The organism is Ruegeria sp. HKCCE3926 (genome assembly GCF_017872515.1).
Lineage (GTDB): Bacteria > Pseudomonadota > Alphaproteobacteria > Rhodobacterales > Rhodobacteraceae > Ruegeria.
In genome coordinates, this window is record NZ_JAEDOU010000006.1 from 1 (window position 1) to 20,801 (window position 20,801).

At 58.5% G+C, this 20,801-nt stretch carries 19 protein-coding genes; 8 read left to right on the top strand and 11 right to left on the bottom strand.

The window, feature by feature from the left end:
* Positions 1-99: 99 nt before the first annotated feature.
* From I9184_RS14975 to I9184_RS15000, 6 genes are all read right to left on the bottom strand, one after another.
* The gene (locus I9184_RS14975) at positions 100-1,503 is read right to left on the bottom strand and encodes an FAD-binding oxidoreductase (protein ID WP_171636284.1); all 1,404 of its coding nucleotides are present in this window, start codon (positions 1,501-1,503) and stop codon (positions 100-102) included.
* A gap of 37 nt (positions 1,504-1,540) precedes the next feature.
* On the bottom strand, positions 1,541-1,927 hold the full coding sequence (locus I9184_RS14980) for a nuclear transport factor 2 family protein (protein WP_209835032.1): 387 nt from the start codon (positions 1,925-1,927) through the stop codon (positions 1,541-1,543).
* Positions 1,928-1,953: 26 nt separating this feature from the next.
* A complete protein-coding gene (locus tag I9184_RS14985; RefSeq protein WP_171636286.1) occupies positions 1,954-2,448 on the bottom strand; it encodes a universal stress protein in 495 nt (164 codons plus the stop codon).
* 17 nt (positions 2,449-2,465) lie between these two features.
* A complete protein-coding gene (locus I9184_RS14990) occupies positions 2,466-3,806 on the bottom strand; it encodes a TRAP transporter large permease (RefSeq protein ID WP_171117920.1) in 1,341 nt (446 codons plus the stop codon).
* 17 nt (positions 3,807-3,823) lie between these two features.
* Positions 3,824-4,360: a TRAP transporter small permease gene (locus I9184_RS14995; protein ID WP_171636288.1), complete on the bottom strand. Its 537-nt coding sequence runs from the start codon at positions 4,358-4,360 to the stop codon at positions 3,824-3,826.
* A 67-nt stretch (positions 4,361-4,427) separates the two neighbouring features.
* Positions 4,428-5,444 (bottom strand): TRAP transporter substrate-binding protein, encoded by a 1,017-nt coding sequence (locus I9184_RS15000; RefSeq protein ID WP_171636290.1) that lies wholly within the window; start codon positions 5,442-5,444, stop codon positions 4,428-4,430.
* A 157-nt stretch (positions 5,445-5,601) separates the two neighbouring features.
* Here I9184_RS15000 and I9184_RS15005 point away from each other — a divergent pair, with 157 nt between their 5' ends.
* Positions 5,602-6,528 carry a LysR family transcriptional regulator gene (locus tag I9184_RS15005; RefSeq protein ID WP_209835033.1) on the top strand — a complete coding sequence of 309 codons (927 nt, stop codon included), beginning with the start codon at positions 5,602-5,604 and terminating at the stop codon, positions 6,526-6,528.
* Between the two features lie 80 nt (positions 6,529-6,608).
* Here I9184_RS15005 and I9184_RS15010 read toward each other — a convergent pair whose 3' ends face one another.
* The gene (locus I9184_RS15010; RefSeq protein WP_209835034.1) at positions 6,609-6,953 is read right to left on the bottom strand and encodes a RidA family protein; all 345 of its coding nucleotides are present in this window, start codon (positions 6,951-6,953) and stop codon (positions 6,609-6,611) included.
* 450 nt (positions 6,954-7,403) lie between these two features.
* Between I9184_RS15010 and I9184_RS15015 the strand changes: the two genes are divergently transcribed.
* Both I9184_RS15015 and I9184_RS15020 read left to right on the top strand, forming a co-directional pair.
* Positions 7,404-9,443 (top strand): NADH:flavin oxidoreductase, encoded by a 2,040-nt coding sequence (locus tag I9184_RS15015; protein ID WP_171636295.1) that lies wholly within the window; start codon positions 7,404-7,406, stop codon positions 9,441-9,443.
* An 86-nt stretch (positions 9,444-9,529) separates the two neighbouring features.
* Complete coding sequence (locus I9184_RS15020; RefSeq protein WP_209835035.1) at positions 9,530-11,548, top strand: CocE/NonD family hydrolase; 2,019 nt, start codon at positions 9,530-9,532, stop codon at positions 11,546-11,548.
* 131 nt (positions 11,549-11,679) lie between these two features.
* Here I9184_RS15020 and I9184_RS15025 read toward each other — a convergent pair whose 3' ends face one another.
* Positions 11,680-12,141, bottom strand: a complete 462-nt coding sequence (locus I9184_RS15025; RefSeq protein ID WP_171636299.1) for an Lrp/AsnC family transcriptional regulator — start codon at positions 12,139-12,141, stop codon at positions 11,680-11,682.
* Positions 12,142-12,250: 109 nt separating this feature from the next.
* Between I9184_RS15025 and I9184_RS15030 the strand changes: the two genes are divergently transcribed.
* From I9184_RS15030 to I9184_RS15040, 3 genes are all read left to right on the top strand, one after another.
* Positions 12,251-13,393, top strand: coding sequence for an amidohydrolase (locus I9184_RS15030; protein WP_209835036.1), 1,143 nt, complete (start codon positions 12,251-12,253; stop codon positions 13,391-13,393).
* 14 nt (positions 13,394-13,407) lie between these two features.
* A complete protein-coding gene (locus I9184_RS15035) occupies positions 13,408-14,580 on the top strand; it encodes a diaminopropionate ammonia-lyase (RefSeq protein WP_209835037.1) in 1,173 nt (390 codons plus the stop codon).
* Between the two features lie 178 nt (positions 14,581-14,758).
* Positions 14,759-16,027, top strand: coding sequence for an MFS transporter (locus I9184_RS15040; protein WP_171636305.1), 1,269 nt, complete (start codon positions 14,759-14,761; stop codon positions 16,025-16,027).
* Between the two features lie 48 nt (positions 16,028-16,075).
* Here I9184_RS15040 and I9184_RS15045 read toward each other — a convergent pair whose 3' ends face one another.
* Genes I9184_RS15045 through I9184_RS15055 form a run of 3 tightly spaced genes read right to left on the bottom strand, consistent with a single transcriptional unit; the run spans position 16,076 to position 18,517 of the window.
* Positions 16,076-16,993, bottom strand: a complete 918-nt coding sequence (locus tag I9184_RS15045; protein ID WP_209835038.1) for a U32 family peptidase — start codon at positions 16,991-16,993, stop codon at positions 16,076-16,078.
* A gap of 4 nt (positions 16,994-16,997) precedes the next feature.
* Positions 16,998-17,975, bottom strand: coding sequence for a peptidase U32 family protein (locus I9184_RS15050; protein ID WP_171724648.1), 978 nt, complete (start codon positions 17,973-17,975; stop codon positions 16,998-17,000).
* Positions 17,975-18,517, bottom strand: coding sequence for an SCP2 sterol-binding domain-containing protein (locus I9184_RS15055; RefSeq protein WP_348539538.1), 543 nt, complete (start codon positions 18,515-18,517; stop codon positions 17,975-17,977). Before I9184_RS15055 ends, I9184_RS15050 begins: the two co-directional genes overlap by 1 nt.
* 137 nt (positions 18,518-18,654) lie before the next feature.
* Here I9184_RS15055 and I9184_RS15060 point away from each other — a divergent pair, with 137 nt between their 5' ends.
* Both I9184_RS15060 and I9184_RS15065 read left to right on the top strand, forming a co-directional pair.
* Positions 18,655-20,163: a UbiD family decarboxylase gene (locus tag I9184_RS15060; protein WP_209835120.1), complete on the top strand. Its 1,509-nt coding sequence runs from the start codon at positions 18,655-18,657 to the stop codon at positions 20,161-20,163.
* Complete coding sequence (locus I9184_RS15065) at positions 20,160-20,777, top strand: UbiX family flavin prenyltransferase (RefSeq protein ID WP_171636313.1); 618 nt, start codon at positions 20,160-20,162, stop codon at positions 20,775-20,777. Before I9184_RS15060 ends, I9184_RS15065 begins: the two co-directional genes overlap by 4 nt.
* Positions 20,778-20,801: the final 24 nt, after the last annotated feature.

Consider the following 20,801-nt stretch of genomic DNA (forward strand, 5'->3'; position numbering starts at 1 on the left):
CAATCCCGTGCATCTGCAAAACCTTAACAAAGGCCTCTTCCGTCGTCATTTTCATGTGAGTGTTTCCTTATCCTTTCAGGGCGCCGAAGCCCCTGTGAGTTACAGTATTTCGTCTTTGAGGTAGTAGCCGACATACGCCATGCGCTGTCCCAGTCGGCGGAAAGGCGTCAGAATGCCGTGGCTGGGCAGCGGGGACGTGAAGATCGGTAGTTCAAACGCCTTGTCTTTCTTACCCGCGATCAGCTGTGCCATACGACGCCCGGCCTGAGCCGAGTACATCACGCCGTTGCCACCGTATCCCATCGCGTAGAACACGCGCTGTTGCGGGTCCGGCTGGAAGATACGCGGCATCATATCATGGCTGACATCGACCCAGCCCCACCACGAGTAGTCGAGGTTGATATCCGTCAGCGCCGGGAACTTTCGGGCGAGACCCTTTTTCAGTAGCTCCAGATGTTTTTCGTTCTCGGCATCACGCCCTGTCACCGCGCTGCGGCTGCCGATCTGCATCCGATTGTCCGGCAGCAGGCGGTAATAGTGGCGCAGCGTACGCGTGTCGGTCAGGGGGGATTTGGTCTGAATGCCACACTCATCCAGTTCGGCCTGGGTAAGCGGCCGTGTCACCATCGAGTTGGACAGGATGGGCATAAGGCGGTGCTTTGTGCGCGTGTTCAGACCCGGCGGAGTATAGCCCGCGGTTGCCAAGGCCACCGTTTTGGCGCGGACGATGCCGCCCGGTGTGCGCAGGTGATGCACGCCGTTCTTCGTCTGCCATCCCATGACCGGGCTGCCGGTGTGAATTTTCACCCCCAGACGGCGCGCCATGTTGACGTAGCCGAAGGCCAGTTTACCCGCATGGATGCAGGTCCCGTCAGGTTCCCACATGGCACCTGCGGCCTCCATATCGCGCACGTGCTTTTCGTGAAGTTCTTCCCGAGAGAGAATCCGCGAACCATAGCCGAACACGTCGTTGAGCAGCTTGCTTTCTTTCTTGAGGGAGGGCATGACCTTGTCGCGATGCGCGATGTAGTAGTGGCCGCCTGGCTGCGGGTCGCAATCGATATCGTCCGACGCAATCAGATCGTTGAACAGCTGAAACGCTTCTGTGACCTCGGCATGCATGCGCTTGGCCACGTCCGTGCCCCAGCGCTGAATCCATTGCGACCGTTTCAGCCGTCCGGACGAGATCTGCGCCTGCCCGCCATTGCGGGTGGAGCAGCCCCAAGAGACTGTATTTGCTTCTAAAACAACGGCTTGAATGCCGTGTTCCTTGGCAAGATGAATGGCGGTGGACAGGCCGGTATACCCCGACCCGATCACCACCACATCCGCATCCATATCGCTGGACACAGGTCCATCATCGGCCGGAGGTGTTCCGGCCGTTCCAATCCAATATGTGGGCGCGTGGTCGCGATTGTGACCCGGACCCGCATCTATGATCGGGTCATATTTCGGGTCATAGCTGGCCTTGGGCCAGTGACGCGGGATGCTGTTATCCACCATTCTTGTTTTTCTCCGAGGCTGCGCGCAGGGCGGCGGATCAGGCTTTGAACATTGGACGCGTCTTTCGAAGCGCCTGTTTTACGACGATTTTACCGTCACGAACGGTGAACAGATCCGCACCTTCAGCTTCGATCCGCATACCGTTTGCGTCGGTTCCTGAGAAGGTCCACTCGGACACGGCACGATCACCGTGGACAAAATGGCTGTGATGGTCCCAATGGGCGTCTTTCATGCCTGCCCAGACGCCTGAAAACGCGGCGGCTATGGCTTCGGCACCTTCAACCTTGTTGCCGTATTTCTCGTCACCAGCCACGGTGTAGAACACGCAGTCGTCGGCGAAGTGGGTCATTACGCCGTCGATGTCATGGCGGTTGAACGCGTCAAACGTGTCCGCCAGGTCCTGCGCGGTCAGAGTTTTGCTCATTTTGTACTTCCTTGTCAGTGGGGTTGTTACGTTTCGTCCGGGTTCGGAACGATCAGTGTCGGTATCTTGGAGCGCCGCAAAACGCGTTTTGCGACGGTGCCCAGAAACGTATGCGAAAAGCCGTGATCATGCGCACCCAGCACGATCAGATCACAGCCCAGTTCGACCGAGCGGCGCAGGATCACTTCGGCCGGGTGACCATCGGTGACCTCGACCGAGGTGATCTGATCGCGAATTTTTCCATCGTCGCCGTCGAACTGCGCCCAGAATTTGGCTTGTCGTTCGGCCAGTACCTTGCGCACCATCTCGTGACGACGCTCGATCGCGGTCTTGCGGGTTTCTTCATTCAGGATGAAGATCTCCATCGTGATCTTGGCATCGTCCGACAGTGGCTCATTCACATGTAGCACGTGAATTTCGGCCCCCGTGGCCTGCGCGATGCTGGCGGCATGGCGCATGGCGTGACCCGAGTTTTCGGACAGGTCAGTGGCAAAGAGGATGTTTGTGACCATCTGTTTCATGTCGTCATCCTTTCAGATCAGTAGCCAAACAGCCGTGGGAGCCACAGCGACAGTTCAGGGAAGAAGGCGATGATGAAGATCGCAATCGTGTTGGCGGCCGCAAAAGGCAGCGCACGCAATGAGATCTGTTCGATCGTGATGTTCGAGATACCCGAGGCGATGAACAGGTTTTCGCCCAGTGGTGGAGTCTGGAAACCGATACCCAGCGTGCAGACCATCACCACGCCAAAGTGGATCGGATCGATACCCACCGAATAAGCCACCGGCAGCATCACCGGAACCAGGATCAGGATGGTGGCCAGCGTCTCCATGAACATGCCGACGAACAGCAGGAAAAAGATGATCAGCGTCCAGATGACATAGAGGTTGTCTGTGAAGCTGAGCATCGAATCCGCGATGATTGCCGGGATCTGGTTTTCCACCAGCAGTCGGCCAAACACGGTCGCGGTGAACAGGATCAGCAGAACACGCCCAGTCAGCCAGGTGGTGGCTTCAAGCGACTGGAACAGCGACTGCCAGGTCAGTTCGCGGTAGATAACCACGCCCACGAACAGGGTGTAGAAAATCGCCACGATTGCCGCCTCGGTCGGGGTGAAGAAGCCGGTATAAATACCGCCCAAGATCACCAGCGGCGCCATCAGCGACCAGAAACCGCGATACATTTCGCAGCCCACGTGACGGATCGACCAACCTTCGGAAACGCCCTTGTAGCCGCGCTTTTTCGACATGAAGAAGTTCAGGATCAGCAGGCTGGTGGCGATCAGGAAGGCCGGGACGAATCCGGCAATGAACAGTTTCGAGATCGAAACCGACTGAAAGGTTCCGAACTTTTCCACGGCTTCCGGCGGCGGCGCCATGCCGAGCGCGGCAATGCCGAAGATCACCATCGGGATGGAGGGAGGAATGATAATCCCGAGGCCGCCAGAGGACGCAGTGATCGCCGAGGCATAGCCGCGCTCATAGCCGCGGTCGATCATCGCAGGGATCATCAGCATCCCAACGGCCGCGGTTGTTGCCGGGCCCGAGCCCGAAATGGCGCCAAAGAACAGACAGGCCATAACCGTTGCAGCCGAAATACCGCCGGTGAATGGACCAGCCAGACTTTCAGCAACATTGATCAGGCGTTTCGAGATACCGGCGGCCTCCATCAGGGCCCCGGCAAGAATGAAGGCAGGCAACGCCATCAGGGGGAAAGCACCCACCGAGGTAAAGGCGATCTGCACGAATTTGATCGGGTTCTCGTCCAGGTAAAGGAATGAGACCAGCGATGCCACACCCAGCGCCACAGTGATCGGCGCGCCAATGAGCAGCAGAAACAGGAAAGACCCAAACAGGATTGTGACGATTTCGGATTCCATGGTTTATCCCCCTGCCCTTAGGATTTCTTTGCTGCTTCAGTCGCAGCTTTGATTTCGTCGAGGTCGATCTGATCGGGATCGTGAATATCCTCGCCCTTGATAAGGCGGCGGTAATTCACCTGAATGATGCGGACGGTCATCAGCGCAAACGCGATGGGCAGCACCATGTAGACGTACTTCATCTCGATACCCAGGGTCTGGGATTTCCAGAACTTGTTCATCTTGTTGAAGACAAAATCAGTCGCCAGATACAGGAAGTAGACATTGAAGAAGAGCCAGAAGAGATCGGCGAAGGCTTCGATGTATTTGATCGACCCATCGGGCAGGAACTTGAACTGGAATGTCACGCGGTTATGCGCACCTTTCAGAGCGGCGTAACTTGCGCCGAAATAGACGAACCAGACGAACATGTAGACCGAGAGTTCCTCGATCCAGCTGACCGAAAAGCCGAAGACCTCGCGCGCGATGATCTGCACGAACAAAAGGCAGACGAAGCCGGATAAGAGGATCCGGCAGATGACACTTTCTATGTTGTCCAGAAATTTCCAGAACATGTGGTTTCACTCCTCCCTGAAGTGAGAAGAGCGCCGCAGCGCTCTTCCCGGTATCGCCGTGCGACGATTATTGCTGGACCGGCTCGCGGCCGATGGCTTCAAGAACTGCATTCAGTTTCTCGACACCACCAATGGACTCGTAGAATTGCGGCCATACAGCTTCGGTCGCCAGTTGAATGAACTCGGCTTCGTCGTTCTCGGGGTCGATGATTTCCATCCCCTTGGCCGTCAGCTCTTCCTTGATGGCTGCTTCCGAGTCCCGCAGGAACTGGGCCGAGACCTGAGTGGCTTCCTGCCCTGCTTCCAGGATCATCTGCTGTTCCTCTTCGGACAGGTCCTGGAACACGGCTTCCGAGATGATCAGCGGTTCGATCGAGAAGATGTAACGCAGGTTGGTGACGTGGTTCTGAACCTCGTAGAACTTCATCGCATTGATCGTCAGGTAAGGGTTGTCCTGACCGTCAACCACTTTGGTCTGCAGGCCGGTGAAGGTTTCCGACCAGGCCATCGGGGTCGGGTTGATGCCCCATGCCTTGTAGGTTTCGATCATGATTTCGTTTTTGGGAACGCGAATGATCAGGTCCTGCAAATCCGCAACCGATTTGACCGGCTTCTTCGAGTTCGTCAGACGGCGGAAACCGGTATAGGTCCAGCCGATGATGCGCACACCGGCATCACGGATGGTGTTTTCGACCAGTTCCTGACCGATTGGACCCTGGGTCAGTTTTTCGGCATCTTCCAGGCTGAGGATCACGTAAGGCAGTGTGAAAACACCGACCGAAGGCGAGAACGGCGTGATGTTGTTGATCGCCAGCAGCGACATATCCAGCGTGCCGATCGCCGCCTCGTTCACAGTGTCCTGCTCGGAACCGAGCTGACCGTTGAGAAACAGTGTCGCGGTGTGCTCACCACCTGATTTTTCTTCGAGCGCTTTTACGAACGCGAGCCCCAGCGCCTCTTGTGCGCTGCCCGCGCTGTCGCCGACAGCGATCTTGAAGTTCTTCGCCTCGGCCGTGCCTGCAACCATCAGTGCGGCAACGGAAACGGCTGCGCTGAAAGTGCCAAGCTTTTTGATAAATGACATGGATTTCCTCCCATATGTCGTGTTTCGAGGTGCGCGCTGACCTGGGGAGAAGGTGGCCAGTCCGATTCTACCTCGGCGACACGAAGCTAACTTGCCAACTTGGTTTCGTCGTTGTTAATATTTGCGCGAAAGGTTTCATAAATTTCAAACATACGATATGAGACAGAACAAACTTGATACCCGGATCGGCGACACGGACATCCGTCTGCTGCGCGTGTTCAAAACCGTCGCGGAAAGTGGTGGCATCACGGCCGCCGAGATCGAGCTGAACATCGGCAAATCGACGATCTCGAAACACTTGTCTGACCTGGAACTGAGGCTTGGCCTAAAGCTGTGCAACCGGGGGCCGGCAGGGTTTTCACTGACGGAAGACGGCGAAAAGGTGCTGGCCGCGGCAGAAGACCTGCTTATTTCCGTGGCGCAGTTCAGAACCGAGGTCAACGAAGTCAAACAACAACTGGCCGGCAGCATTCGCGTGGCTCTGTTCGATCAATGTACGACCAACCCGGAAGCCCAACTTGCCCGCACCATTCACAAGTTCAATGAGGCCGCACCGGCGGTTCACATCGAACTGTCGCTGGAACCCCCCAACGTGATCGAAACAATGGTCATCAGCGGGCAAATGGATGTCGGTATCATCGCTTTGCACAGACCATCGGCAAGCCTGGAATACACGCCGCTCTACGGGGAAAACATGTATTTGTACTGTGGGCAGGAACACCCCCTGTTTGACCGCTCGGATCCAGAGTTGAAACTGAGTGTTCTTCGCAAGTTCAACTACGCCGGCCTGCACGTGAACTCTCCGAACCTCATCGTTGGTCAACAACTGGGGTTTCGACGTGCGGCCAAAGTGCAGAACGAACAAGCCCTTGTCATTCTGATACTTTCAGGTCGCTACCTTGGGTTTCTTCCCGATCATCTGGCGCAGGAATTTGTCGAACATGGGCTTATGAAAAAGGTTCTGCCCAAAGAGATCAAATACAGAACCCGTTTCGCGGCCGTGGCCAGAAAACAACCTGCGCCAACACGCGTGGCCAAGCTGTTTCTGGAAACTCTGGTAAAGGTACATTCTCAGGTACAGTAGGAACGCGGGCAGGACGTCTTGTTTCCCAGACCCAAACCCGCCCACGCCTGAAATCAGCACACGGCGCAAGGCCGGGCGGATCAATCGCAGGCTGCGGTAACGATCATCTCGACCTTCAGAACATCACGGGCCAGTTTCGCCTCGCCGCAGGCGCGGGCCGGGGCGTGGCCCTCTGGCACCCAGGCATCCCAGACCGCGTTCATTTCGGCAAAGTCGGCCATGTCCGACAGCCAGATCACGCATTGCAGGATACGCGTCTTGTCGCTGCCAGCCTTGGCCAGAAGGTCCTCGATCTTGGCAAGGATGTCACGGGTTTGATAGGCAACGGTTGCGGCATCGGAAACCTGACCGCACAGATAGGCGGTTCCGTTATGTTTGACGATGCGGCTCATGCGCTTGCCGGTCTCGATCCGAGCGATGGTCACGACTGCTGTCTCCTGTCACGAAAGGTATGTTCCAGTTGGGCGATAGAGCGAAACGACGCCAACCGCCAGCCCAGACCTTCAATCATCGAAAAATTGCCAGCCTGCCGCGCGGGAGTTTTCAGCCTAACAGCACGCTTATGTCCGGTGCGCGGCGACGGGATAAGCGGTTGCCAGCGCCTTGCGGACAGGTCGTTTTCACTGATGCCTTTTCCTTCCTGTCTTACCCACCTCGGCCAACGCATTCGGTAAAACATGACGGCCTTGGTTCACAAGGCGTTTGACGGAGGTTTCCCAGTCTGCTTTCAATCGGTCAAGAGCTTCTCCGCTCGCCCCAATATCGGAGCGCCATATGCCACCCGGCACTGCCGAAACACTGCTTTTTGCATGTCCGATGCAGGACAGCGAAGTTGGTCGACTGACGTCAATGGTTCCAACAAAGGACGGGTGGTCATGACCCGCGATGTGCTGCTGCAACCCTATCAGCTGAAGCATCTGACGCTGAAGAACAGGATCATGACGACCAGTCATGAACCCGCCTACCCCGAAGACGGTATGCCGAAAGAGCGTTACCGCGCCTATCATGAGATGCGCGCGAAAGCTGGGGTCGCGATGACCATGACGGCGGGTTCCGCCACCGTCAGTCGCGACAGCCCACCGGTGTTCAACAACATCCTTGCCTACAAGGACGAGGTGGTGCGCTGGATGGCTGAATTGACGGATGCCTGCCATGCTCATGGTTGCGCGGTCATGATCCAGTTGACCCATCTGGGGCGGCGCACGGGTTGGAACAAGGGCGATTGGCTGCCGTCGGTCTCTTCTTCGCATTATCGTGAACCGGCCCACCGGGCCTTTGCCAAGAAGATGGAAGACCATGATGTCGAACGGATCGTAAGCGACTACGCCGATGCAGCCGAGCGTATGAAGGCCGCGGGTCTCGACGGAATCGAATTGCAAGCCTATGGCCACCTGATCGATCAGTTCTGGTCACCACTCACCAATACGATGGACGCGCCCTATGGCGGCAGTTTCGACAATCGGTTGCGGTTCGGCTTCATGGTTCTGGATGCAATCCGCAACCGTGTCGGGCAGGATTTCATCGTTGGCGTCCGCTATACCGCGGATGAAGTCGAAAAAGGCGGCATCACCGAAGAAGACGGGCTGGAAATCGCCCGAAGGCTGCGCGACAGCGGTCAGGTCGATTTCCTGAACGTCATCCGCGGGCGCATTCATACGGATCCGGCCATGACGGATGTGATCCCGGTACAGGGCATGAAAAGTGCGCCTCATCTGGATTTTGCCGGGCGCGTACGAGCCGAAATCGGGATGCCGACCTTTCATGCATCGCGCATTCCCGATGTGGCAACCGCACGACATGCCGTGGCCTCGGGGTTGTTGGATATGGTCGGCATGACCCGCGCGCATATGGCCGACCCGATGATCGTGTCCAAGATCCGGGCCGGTCAGGAGGATGACATCCGCCCCTGCGTCGGTGCAACCTACTGCCTGGACCGAATTTATCAGGCGGGTGAAGCCCTTTGCATTCACAACCCCGCTACCGGGCGCGAATTGTCGATGCCGCATGTGATCCCCGCAGCCAAATCCCGCCGCCGGGCGGTCGTCGTCGGCGCAGGGCCCGGAGGGCTTGAAGCCGCGCGGGTCGCGGCAGAGCGCGGGCATGACGTTACCGTTCTGGAAGCGGCCCCTGAACCCGGAGGTCAGGTGCGTCTGGCCGCGCAATCCCGACGCCGGGCCGAGATGATCGGGATCATCGACTGGCGCATGGCGCAATGTGCTGCGCGCGACGTCAGGTTTCAGTTCAACACGTTTGCAGAGGCGGAGAACGTAACAACCTTTGCCCCGGATATGGTCGTGATTGCAACCGGAGGCTTGCCCGAGACGACAATATTGGAAACCGGCAACGATCTGGCGGTTTCGGCCTGGGACATCCTGTCGGCAGACGTGCAACCGGGCGAAAATGTCCTGATCTACGATGATGCGGGCGACCACCCGGCCCTGATGGCGGCCGAGGTCATCGCCGGGTCCGGTGCGCGGGTTGAGATCATGACCCGCGACCGCAGCTTTGCGCCCGAGATCATGGGCATGAATCTGGTGCCATATATGCGTGCGCTGCAAAAAACGGGGGCGGTGTTCACCGTTACCCGAACGCTGAAATCGCTGGTTCGCTCAGGCAATCAACTGGAAGCGGCGATTGGAACGGATTACTCGAAACTTGTTGAAAAGCGCGTGTATGATCAGGTCATTGTCAATCAGGGCACCTTGCCTCTGGATGATCTCTATTTCCAACTCAAGCCGCTTTCGCGAAATCGTGGCCGTGTGGATCACGACGCTCTTGTCGCCAATTCGGGTGACGTGTTTCCGCAGGTGAACCCGAATGCCGGTTTTGATCTTTACCGGATCGGAGACGCCGTTTCTTCGCGCAACATACACGCGGCAGTCTATGACGCGCTGCGCCTAGGCCTTCGGTGGTGACGCCATCTGAGAATGCGTTGAACACGTACAGCCGATTGCCCGCACGGCATGAAACCCCTTATGCGCCCGAACGAAAAGGACCGGACATGAGCAATATTGAGGTCATCGAGACTGTTTGGATACCGCTGCCTGACGGCACGAAACTTGCGGCGCGCCTGTGGCTGCCGGAAAGCGCGAAGAACGCCCCTGTGCCCTGTATCGTGGAATACATCCCCTATCGCCGCCGGGACAGGACACGCATGCGGGATGAAAGCATGCATCCGCAGTTTGCCGCCGCCGGTTACGCGTCGATCCGCGTTGATATCCGAGGCTATGGCGACAGTGATGGTGTTTCCGAAGATGAGTATTCGCATCAGGAGATTCAGGACGGTCACGACCTCATCCAGTGGATCGCCGATCAGGACTGGTGCGATGGAAATGTCGGAATGTTCGGCAAAAGCTGGGGCGCATATAACGCGTTCCAAGTGGCGGCGACGCGCCCTGCGGCGTTGAAGGCGATCGCACCGGTGATGGGCACAGACAACCGGTGGCGCGAGGACATCCACTTTTACGGCGGATGTCTGGCCAACGACAATTTCTGGTGGGGCTCGATCATGCAGCTGTACAACGCCATGCCACCAGACCCAGAGATTGTCGGCCCGGACCGCTGGCTTGACATGTGGCGCGAGCGGTTGGAAGGCGCCGCGTTCTGGCCGGCCATGTGGCTGGAACACCAGACCCATGACGAGATGTGGCGGCGCGGTTCGATCTGCGAGAACTATGCCGACGTGGATATACCGGTCTACTTTTTCGGCGGCTGGATGGATCTATACCGCGATACCCCATTCCGCATTGCCGAACACCTCAGCGGACCGGTCAAGATCCTGATGGGGCCCTGGGCGCATCTTTACCCGCATGAAGGGGTGCCCGGCCCCAAGGCTGATTTCGTCGGCGAGGTCATCCGGTTCTGGGATCACTGGCTGAAGGGAAAAGACACAGGGTTGATGGACGAACCACCCTTGCGTTTTTTCCTTCAAGACAGCGCAGCGCCGACCGGAACGCATCTGGAACGCACGGGGCGCTGGGTCGAAGAGCCGAGCTGGCCGTCACCGAATATCACCAACACGTCCCTGTGGCTGAATCATCTGACGCTTGAGGCAGACCCCGTTTCCGCGGCAGAGCTTGCGATTTGCTCGCCGCAAAGCTTTGGGGCGGCCGCAGGTGATATGTGCTCTTTCGCCATTCCCGGAGACATGGCGGCAGATTGCCGGATCGACGCCGCCGGCGCGTTGCAGTTCAAAGCGGCGCCACTTGAAGACGCACTTGATATCCTGGGGCAACCATTGGTCGATCTGAAGGTGTCAGCAGATCAGACTCAGGGCTTTGTCGTTGTATTGCTGGTGGACGAAGCCCCGAACGGTGCGCAGACGCTGATTGCCAGGGGATTCTGCAACCTCAACCACCGGATCAGCGATACAGAACCCACGCCGATCACACCCGGGGAAGAGATGGCTGTTACCGTCTCGATGTATGGAACAGGATATCGGGTTCCGTCAGGTCATCGCATCGTTTTGCAGATCGCTTCGGCTTACTGGCCGGTACTCTGGCCCGCCCCCGAACCTGTGACACTTACAATCCGCCCGGGTCAATCTCAGTTGCACTTGCCCATCCGCAACCCAGGCGTTGACACAACCGAACCCCGCCCGCTGCCGGAACCATCGGCGTCCGGTGAGGCCGCAAGAAAGACCAAGGTGCGCTCGGGCTCGATGGAACGCTCGGTCCACACGGACCTGACCAATGGCAAGGTGACACACAGGTTTTTTCTGGACGGGGGCGTCTTCGGGCCGGTGGGTGATTTCCGCCTGGACGATATTGGGACGGTGCTCAGCGACGTGTCGGATCGAAGATATTCAATCCATCCGGGTGACCCGCTTTCTGCTGTTGCCACGATGGAGCAGACCGCCGGTTTCGACCGTGAGGACTGGTCGGCCAGGATATGGACCTATTCCGAACAACGGGCAACGGCCACCGAGTTTCATTTGATCTCGCGCCTGAAGGCATGGTCAGGGGAGGAGCTGATCTTTGAGGAAGAGAAAGCGCATGTCATTCCGCGCAATGGAATGTAGTTGAAAACACGTTGGAAAAATTGCGTTGAGACCCGTGACGGGACTTGCCTTCGCAGTCCTGTCAACCCAACCGAATGGTCCAGACTTGCGCGGACATGTCTGGACGGTCCTGTCGTTGCACCATGTGCCGGTCAGAACCCCAAAGCACTGCCGGATTTGATGGTATCCATGGAAACGAAGGTTCTGAACTTTCTAATATTGCCGTTTTCAAAGAACATCCTGCGGGTGAAATCTTCGTAAACCGCCATGCTTTCGACGACCACGACAACCATGAAATCAACCTCTCCGGTCACGTAAAAGCATTGCTGGACTTCCGGAGCATTCAGCAGGGTTTTCTTGACGGCATCGATCTCGTCCGGGGTTTCACTGACCAGTTCAAGTTCAACGAAGATGGTAAGTTGAAGACCTACGGCCGCCGGGTCAACGACGGCCACATTGGCTCGTATCACGCCCTCGGCCTCCATCCGGCGGATACGGCGCTGCACCGAGGGTGCGGACAGATTTACGGCCTCGCCAATCTTGTGCTGCGTGGTTCTGTTGTCTTGTTGCAGAATCCGCAGGATCGCGCGGTCGAAGTCATCCAATTGCGTCATGTGAAAGAAACTTGCATGGCTTGCCAATAACTAGAGCCCTTTTTTCAGGTCACTTGCAATAAACTTGTTTCTCACATGTGAAGCAACACGTCGAAGGGGAAGTTTTGCCGTGACAGCATTGACAGAACGCCTGCGTGCGTTGCGCCATGAGTTTCATCGCAACCCCGAGCTTGGGTTTCAGGAAGTCTGGACCAAGAACCGGATTGCCGGGCATCTGCGCAACCTGGGCATCGAGGTGTTTGAAGGGGTCGGTGTCGTGGGCGTCTTGAAGGCGGGCAATGGCAATCGCGCCATTGGGCTGCGCGCGGATTTCGACGCGCTCCCGATTACTGAGGTCAATACGTTTGCGCACAAGTCGCAGAACGAAGGTGTCATGCATGCCTGTGGACATGATGGCCACACGGTGATGCTGCTTGGGGCCGCCGAATTGCTGGCCAAGGATCCGACGTTTGACGGCACGGTTGTCTTTCTGTTCCAGCCCAATGAAGAGCATGGGCTTGGGGCAAAAGCGATGATCGATGAGGGCGTTTTGCGGACCTTCCCGATTGATGAGGTTTACGGCGCGCACAATCTTCCGGGTGAGCCTGTCGGGCGGGTTTCCACCCGCGCCGGTGTCATCTGTTGCAGTGAAAGCCTGTTTGAAATCACGCTTTCCGGTCAAGGCGGTCATGCCTCGATGCCCCATGTCGGGCGCGAAACGATCACGCCTGCGGCGGAACTTGTATTGGCCCTGCAAACCATCGTTTCACGAAAGCTTGCACCTTCATCCGGCGCCGTGGTGTCGGTGACCGAGTTCACCACCGACGGGCAGCGCAATGTCCTTCCGGGGCGTACTGTTCTGAAAGGTGACGCGCGGGCCATGTCACCGGCAGACCGCAAGCTGATCAAACGCACCATGCGCCAGATCGCAGGCGGTGTGGCCGAAAGCCATGGCGTCGAGGTGAGTGTGGATTTCCGTACCGCATTCATCGAGGCAAACAATGATGCCGATGCCGCATCGCATGTCGTTGCAGCGGCTTCGGCCATGGGTCTTGAGGTGGACGGAGACCGCTCTGCCATGTCTTTCTCGGAAGATTTTGCTGAATTTGCCGCCGTTGTGCCCGGGTGTTTCCTGCTTATCGGCAACGGGACCGAAGGATCAAACGGCCGTCCGCTGCACTCGGCTGATTACGATTTCAACGACGCACTGCTCCCGCTGGGTGCAGAACTCTGGGCAGAGCTGGTACGGCAGCGCCTGCCGCTGACCCCCTGACAGGATACACGACCATGACAGAAATCATCGCCCATCAGGCAGGCAGGCCGAGCTTTGGCCCCGCTGCCGAAACCGTTTTGACACAACAGGATTTCGATCGCGCAGCAAGGGAAATCACCCAATGGGAGGGGTATGCCCCAACGCCTCTGCATTCTTTGCCATCGTTGGCAGCCGAGATCGGAGTCGCGGAAGTCCACTACAAGGATGAAGCTCCCCGGTTTGGTCTTGGAAGTTTCAAGGCCTTGGGGGGGGCCTTTGCCGCCTTGCGTGTTCTGCAACGCGAAATATCGCACCGGACCGGTCAGGACGTGTCATTGGAAGATATCCGTACTGGCCGCTGCGCCGACATGGTTGCCAGTATCACGCTTGTTTCGGCAACCGATGGCAACCACGGTCGGTCGCTCGCGTGGGGGTGCAAGCGGTTCGGCGCGCCGTGCCGGATCTACATTCACGCCGAAGTCAGTGAAGGCCGCGCGCAGGCCATGCGCGAACTCGGGGCCGACGTCGTGCGCATCTATGGAGACTATGACGCCTCGGTGGATCAGTGTCGGCGGGAAGCTGACAAGAACGGCTGGTTCGTGGTTTCGGACACATCCTGGCCAGGCTACACCGACCCGCCGCGCGACGTGATGTCGGGCTATGGTGTCATGGTCAAAGAAGTCGTGGATGTAATGGACGCGGCACCGACGCATGTCTTTCTGCAAGGTGGAGTTGGAGGGCTTGCCGCGGCAGTTGCGGCAGCATTGCGTCAGGCCTGGGGTGATGCCGCGCCGCGCGTCGTGGTCGTGGAACCGCATCTGGCGGCGTGTTTGTTCGAAAGCGCAAGGCAGGGGCAAGCCGCGTCCGTAGATATCGATGAAGAGACCATCATGGCGGGTTTGTCCTGCGGGGTGCCGTCACCGATGGCGTGGGAGGTTTTGCGCAGCGAAGCCTCGGACTTTCTGACAATCGACGATCAGCTGATACCGCCCACCGTCCGTCGCCTGGCGCGTCCGCATGGTAGTGATCCGGCGATCGAAGCCGGAGAGAGCGGCGTTGCCGGATTGGCCGCATTGATCGAAGCGGCCAATAACCCCGAGCTTTTCCAGAAGCTTGGATTGACGCCGCAGTCTCGGGTTTTGACGATCGGCTCTGAAGGCGTGACGGATCCCGATATCTATGCCCGGATCATGCAAGGCGACGTGTAACTCAGCCGCAATTCCTGCGGGCACAGAGGCCAATCCGTTTAGCCGAAAACCCAGTTGCAATGGGCCTTGGGACGGTTGAATCCGACATAGTGGCCCGCAACGGAGAAGTTCCATCAAACGACATCCCGATGTCGTAGGAGTTGTATACAGGCCCGCCCCGCATCAGTAGCGGTTCGCTATGATACGCGCGTTAAACGAAAACTGGGCACTGTTCCTTGGGATGTTCATGCTGATGGTTGCCAACGGTCTGTTGGCGACGTTGCTGACGATCCGGGGGGCCAGTCTGGGCTTTAGTGACTTCACGATTTCCGTCATGCAGGCAAGCTATCCCCTGGGTGCGCTTGCAGGGACGGCACTTGCCCCGAGGCTGGTCGAAAATGTCGGGCATATTCGGGCATTTTCGGCCCTCGCCTCGCTGGTTTCGATTGCGGCCATCGTGCATCTGCTGACCAGCGACGCGATCAGCTGGAGCGTGATGCGTCTGTTGGGCGGATTTTGTTACCCGGGGCTTTACGTCATCACCGAAAGCTGGCTGAACGCGAAGTCCGAGAACAACATGCGCGCTCAGGTCCTGTCGCTGTATTTCATTATCCAGCTTGCCGGCCCGGCGCTTGGCACCGCCATAGTAGGCTTTCCCGACCCCACTGGGAACCTGCTGTTCGGGCTTGTTTCCATCCTGATTTCGCTTTCGATCGTGCCGCTTCTTCTGTCGGGCAACAAGGCGCCGGAATATGCCGCTCCGGAACGCATGTCGGTTCCCGTGCTTTACAAGGTTTCGCCCATCGCAGTCATCGGTATCGTTCTGGTCAGCATCGGTGTCGCGGCGTCTTATATCTCGTTGCCGCTTTATGCGTTGCAAAACGGCTTTACGACGGCGCAGGCGTCAGGGGCGCTGGTGGCGGCGCTGATCGCCGGTGCGGTGGTGCAATACCCGATCGGCTGGCTGTCTGATCACACCGACAGACGCTATGTGGTAATCGGGCTGGGTGTCGTTACGACTCTGTCCAGTCTTTGGATGGCCATCGATACGTCGCCGTCTCATATCGTCTATGGTTTTGTTCTGATCGCAATCGGGCTGTATCCCGCGTATTCGATCCTGACGGCGCATGCCAATGATCAGCTCAAGCTGTCTCAGATCGTTCCCGCCAGTGGCACGATGGTGCTGCTGCTGAATGTCGGCCTGCTGGTGGGAACCATGCTGGGGCCGAACTCTATCTCATTGTTCGGCGGGCGCGGTCTTCCGTTTCTTCTGGCGGCTATCGGTATTGCGGTCGCCCTTTTCGCATTGATCCGGCGTGTTCAGGTGGCCGCTCCCACCGATACCGGCGATGTGCAGGTCGTGGGGATTATCGGCACCGGGCAACCCGGGGTCTTGCAGGCCGAAACCTGGGTTCAAGAGGAAGAAACCCGGACAAACCCGGACTCATCCCAAGGGTTCAAAGCATAGGCTGTTTCATTCGCGTCCGGCGCGACGGACGCCGTGCCGATGCGGCGGTCAAACCGAGATCGAAGCCGCCTTTGATGCACCGGACCATTCTGCACCGCAGGACCCCGTCAGAAATCCGTCGCTCAACCGAATATCAGGATCAGCGCCACGCAGGGCGCGCTCCACTTCTCCTTGGGGAAGATCACCGTCGATACGTTTTCGATACAGTTCGCACAGTTGACGGAATCCGCCAGATTGCGGCGACAGACGCAACGCCGAGATGCCAGCCTGTTTAAGCAGGTCGATCTGATGATCCGTACAGGCATGGCTGTCTGACAGGGTCTGCACACCGTTCATGGCCAAAAAAGGCTTGCCGTCGCCGGTCAGAACATCCAACCCGTCCGGATCGTCTTCGCAGGCAAACTGGCAATTGTCCTTGCTGCGCCCATGCAATCGCGCGTGGTAACAGCGCCCGGAAATGGCCAGCGGCAACCTGCCATGCCCCCATATTTCGATCGCGACGCCCAAGTCCGAGGCAGCTTGCGCCAGCGTTTTGACCGAAGCGATGGGCAATTCCGGCGGAAGACAAACCCGGCGCGCACCCCGAGCAGCCAACCATTTCAAAGTACCTTCGTTGTAGACATTTACCAGCGGGCCAACGGCAAACGTGCAGGTGCCGGGCAAATGTGCCAGCGCGGTCAGATCGTTGATCTCGACCATGACGCCCATTTCTGCAAGCTCAGCCGTGAGTTTGCGCTCGCGTTTCAGGGTCACAAGGGCCAGGCTTGTCAGCGCAACCTCTTTGCCCGCCTCCACCAGCCGGGAAATCGCCGCAGGGATACGATCCTGGTAAAACGGCAAGCGCTTGGAACAGACCAGTTCCCCAAGCACGACGCGGTCGACGGGCGATCGGGCCAGATCATCATAAAATGCAGCCCAGGTTTCGGAGGGCCAGAAGAACTGGTTCGGGCCTATTGTCAGTTCCATCGGATCACCTCCACGTCTTTTTGTAAGCGCCGGTCGTCATGGCCTGCCCTTCCGACAGTCGCGCAAGCATACCTTCGGGCATCGGCTGGCCTGACTCCAGCGCATCGACCGCGGCGCGAAAATTCCGAACGACCTGTGCGACATAAGATTTTGACCGCTGGCGCCCTTCGATCTTCAAGGCTGTCACACCTGCCTTTTGCAATTGCGGGATCAGCCGTTCTGCGTTCAAGCTAACGGGATCCTCGAACAGGTGCCCGGTTTTTTCACCTGCGGAAAAACACCCTTTGCACAAAGTCGGATACGGTGCGGGCTCATCCCGTTCGACCCGGTGGATCAGGTACCCGCCAAGGCGCGCGTTCAACGCGCCCTGTTCTTCTTGATACTGCACATGGCTGGCAGGGGAGCAGACACCATTCATGTTTGGAGACAACCCGGTGGCATAAGAGGACAGCGAGCATCGCCCCTCGGCCATGACGCAAAGACCGCCAAACACGAAGACTTCGGTTTCGACATCGGTTTCAGAGTTGATCGCGGCAATTTCCGGAACGGACAAAACGCGCGGCAAGACCACCCGCTTTACACCGAAAGTTTCGGCATAGAAATTGATCACGTCAGCATTGGCCGCCGCGGCCTGCACGGACAGATGTCTGCGCAGCTTGGGATGATGTCGCGCCGCGTAGTCCAGCAAGCCCAGATCGGCGAGAATGACAGCATCTGCACCGCAGGTTTCGGCATCCGCCACCGCTTGTTTCCAAATCCCTTCGTTGCCTGCCTGCGGGAAGGTATTGATTGCAATCAAGACCTTCGATCCGTGATCATGGGCAAAGGAAATTCCGGCCCGCATTTCAGCGCGGTCAAAGTTGAGCCCCGGAAAGTTCCGCGCATTGGTTTCGTCATTGAAGCCACAATAGACCGTGTGAGCCCCGGCCCTGACGGCTGCACGCAGGGCCGCGGGCGTTCCCGCCGGGCAAACGATTTCCATTACCATAGAATCGCGTCCTCGGGTCGGGTCAGGCACAGGCCGGTCCGACGCTCTGCAAAGGCGATGATCTGCTTCAGCTGGCGTTCAAGCGGGCCGGAAAGGGTTGCGGCCTCGTGCGCGAGGTCCAGCTCTGCGTCGTCAATTGCGTTGCGCAGCGCCAGTGCCGCGGCTGTGTCGCCCTCGATCACCAGATCGCGCGAAAAGAACAGGGCGTCACCGTCAAACGCTCCATGTACCAGCCCCAACAGCGCCGCCAGTGGGCCGGAAATTCGCGCGGCCCCGTCCACGCGCCCGCGGCTCAATCTTATACTCGGTGCGCCGTCATTCGGTTCGAGCAGAAGGACAACGGGCAGATCCGTTGGATCAAGCACAAAGGCTGCCCGGCTGTATTCCCCGAGCCGGTTGAGCAAATCGGGGTGTTTCTTGGTTATTTTGCGGGAAAACGCCGTCAGTGACAGCGACAAGGGTGCAAGCGGAACAAACCGCAGGGCTGCGGCCAAAGCGGTAGGGCATTGCGGTATCTGGTTTCGGGGATCGGACAAACAGACCTCCTGCTGTCTCAACAAAGTGAACCGGTGCGGCCTTCCTAAAGCCGCCCCGGCGCCCGGGACTTGACGGTTGTCAATTCGACCGGTCTCTTTCGCTGCTAGAGGGTGGGCACCATCGCCGGAGCAAACCCATTCGCACTCTGCCGCCATATCCCAGCCTTCGACATTTTCTGAAATGGTGTGAAGAAAAAGGGCAGTTCAGGCGCATCGCCGAACCGGTTTCCGTGCGCCATCAAATGACCGCTGTCCACCGCGCCGTGTTAGAGGCCAATGGGCCCGTGTTGCAATTCGACACGCCGACGGGCGTGCCCTCGGGGCAGTGCGACATGCCGGTTGTGGTCAACCTGTTCGGAACTTCGGAACGCGTCGCCGCCGGGCTGGGCGTTTCTTCCGATGGGCTGGATGATCTGGGCGCGTTTCTGGCCGCGCTTCGGGCCCCGACGCCGCCGGGCGGGTTGCGGGATGCGCTGTCCCGGTGGCCGATGCTGAAGGCCGCACTGTCCACACGACCGAAGCAGGTCAAAACCGCCGCTGTTCAGCAGGTTTGCCACAGCGGAGCCGATGTTGATCTTTCTGCGCTGCCGATCCAGACACACTGGCCCCGGGACGCGGGGCCCCTGATCACCTGGCCTGTGGTCATCACCCGCCCCCGTGGCAGCGAACCCGACGCGGTACAAACTTACAACGCCGGCGTTTATCGCGTTCAGGTGCTGGACCGGAACCGTCTGATTATGCGCTGGTTGCCACATCGCGGCGGGGCTGCCCATCATCGCAGTTGGGCGCAGCACGGCGAAAAGACGCCGGTCGCAATAGTTCTGGGCGCAAACCCCGCGACCTTGTTGTCGGCGGCTCTGCCCCTGCCCGAAATGGTGTCTGAGCTGACATTTGCTGGGGCTCTGAACCAGAACCGGCCACGATTGGTTCCGGCCAAATCCGTCCCTCTGCTTGTACCGGCAGATGCCGAGATCGTTCTGGAAGGCTGGGTGTCGCCAAGCGAGACAGCACCCGAAGGGCCGTTCGGGGATCATACCGGGTACTACAACCCCGCCGAGCCGTTTCCGGTGATGCATGTCACGGCCGTGACCCATCGCGAGGCACCACTGTATCTGTCAACCTATACCGGACGCCCGCCTGACGAACCTGCGATCATTGGCGAAGTGTTCAATCGATTGGCCTTGCCGACCATTCGCGCTCAGATCCCCGAAATACACGACCTTTGGCTGCCGCCTGCCGCCTGTTCCTATCGCATCGCCATTGTCGCTATCGACAAGCGATATCCGGGCCAGGCCCGGCGTGTGATGATGGCGCTTTGGGGGATGCTGCCGCAATTCAGCTATACAAAGATGATCGTTGCGGTAGATGCCGATATCGACCCCCGAAACTGGGACGATATCGCCTGGGCGCTTGCCACGCGAATGGACCCGGGCCGCGATGTGATGATCCTGGACAGGACACCCATGGATTATCTGGATTTCGCCTCGCCGGAACCCGGTCTGGCCGGAAAGCTGGGCATCGACGCCACGACAAAAACAGGCAGTGAAACACAGCGGGAATGGGGGACGGTCATGCGCACCGACAAGGTTGATCACGCATTTGCGGAAGACCTGATAGACAGATTGATGCCAGAGCTGAGAACATGACGAAAACCCGAGTAGTCTTAGGCGTGTCAGGCGCTTCCGGTGCGGTTTTGAGCCTTGCGGTCGCACGACATCTGACATCGGCGGATATCGAAATCGACCTGGTCGTCAGCCCCGCCGCCCGTCTGACGCTTGCGCAGGAATGCGGCCCGGATGCCCTGAAGGAACTGCGGCAGTCGGCAACCCGTCATCACGCGCCCGCCGATATCGGGGCCAGTATAGCGTCCGGTTCAGTGCCGGTATCCGGGATGATCGTCGCGCCCTGTTCCATGCGCTCATTGGGTGCGATCGCGCATGGACTGGACGACAACCTGCTGACACGAGCGGCGGGCGTTCAGCTCAAGGAACGACGCCCACTGGTACTGCTGACACGAGAAGCGCCGCTGACACTGGCGCATTTGCGCAATATGACGGCGGCCGCAGAAATGGGAGCCATCATCCTGCCCCCTGTGCCTGCCTTCTATTTAAACCCGGTCAACATAACCGAAATCGCGGATCAGATCGCAGCGCGCGCGGTTGATTGTCTGAAGGTTTGCGAACCAGCCGCGAAACAGTGGCATCCCGAAACCGAGGCGGACCCTGTCGAACGGTTCGAAAGCAAATTGCACATCCCATAGCCACAGATCGCGGATGAGATCTGT

Excerpts from the sequence above, each read along its gene's own strand:
- I9184_RS15005 (WP_209835033.1), top strand. The coding sequence starts at position 5,602 with ATGAGACAGAACAAACTTGATACCCGGATCGGCGACACGGACATCCGT.
- I9184_RS15000 (WP_171636290.1), bottom strand. The coding sequence starts at position 5,444 with ATGTCATTTATCAAAAAGCTTGGCACTTTCAGCGCAGCCGTTTCCGTT.
- I9184_RS15025 (WP_171636299.1), bottom strand. The coding sequence starts at position 12,141 with ATGACGCAATTGGATGACTTCGACCGCGCGATCCTGCGGATTCTGCAA.
- I9184_RS15035 (WP_209835037.1), top strand. The coding sequence starts at position 13,408 with ATGACAGAAATCATCGCCCATCAGGCAGGCAGGCCGAGCTTTGGCCCC.
- I9184_RS15050 (WP_171724648.1), bottom strand. The coding sequence starts at position 17,975 with ATGGAAATCGTTTGCCCGGCGGGAACGCCCGCGGCCCTGCGTGCAGCC.
- I9184_RS14985 (WP_171636286.1), bottom strand. The coding sequence starts at position 2,448 with ATGAAACAGATGGTCACAAACATCCTCTTTGCCACTGACCTGTCCGAA.
- I9184_RS15045 (WP_209835038.1), bottom strand. The coding sequence starts at position 16,993 with ATGGAACTGACAATAGGCCCGAACCAGTTCTTCTGGCCCTCCGAAACC.
- I9184_RS15065 (WP_171636313.1), top strand. The coding sequence starts at position 20,160 with ATGACGAAAACCCGAGTAGTCTTAGGCGTGTCAGGCGCTTCCGGTGCG.
- I9184_RS14980 (WP_209835032.1), bottom strand. The coding sequence starts at position 1,927 with ATGAGCAAAACTCTGACCGCGCAGGACCTGGCGGACACGTTTGACGCG.
- I9184_RS14990 (WP_171117920.1), bottom strand. The coding sequence starts at position 3,806 with ATGGAATCCGAAATCGTCACAATCCTGTTTGGGTCTTTCCTGTTTCTG.
- I9184_RS15040 (WP_171636305.1), top strand. The coding sequence starts at position 14,759 with ATGATACGCGCGTTAAACGAAAACTGGGCACTGTTCCTTGGGATGTTC.
- I9184_RS14975 (WP_171636284.1), bottom strand. The coding sequence starts at position 1,503 with ATGGTGGATAACAGCATCCCGCGTCACTGGCCCAAGGCCAGCTATGAC.
- I9184_RS15020 (WP_209835035.1), top strand. The coding sequence starts at position 9,530 with ATGAGCAATATTGAGGTCATCGAGACTGTTTGGATACCGCTGCCTGAC.
- I9184_RS14995 (WP_171636288.1), bottom strand. The coding sequence starts at position 4,360 with ATGTTCTGGAAATTTCTGGACAACATAGAAAGTGTCATCTGCCGGATC.
- I9184_RS15015 (WP_171636295.1), top strand. The coding sequence starts at position 7,404 with ATGACCCGCGATGTGCTGCTGCAACCCTATCAGCTGAAGCATCTGACG.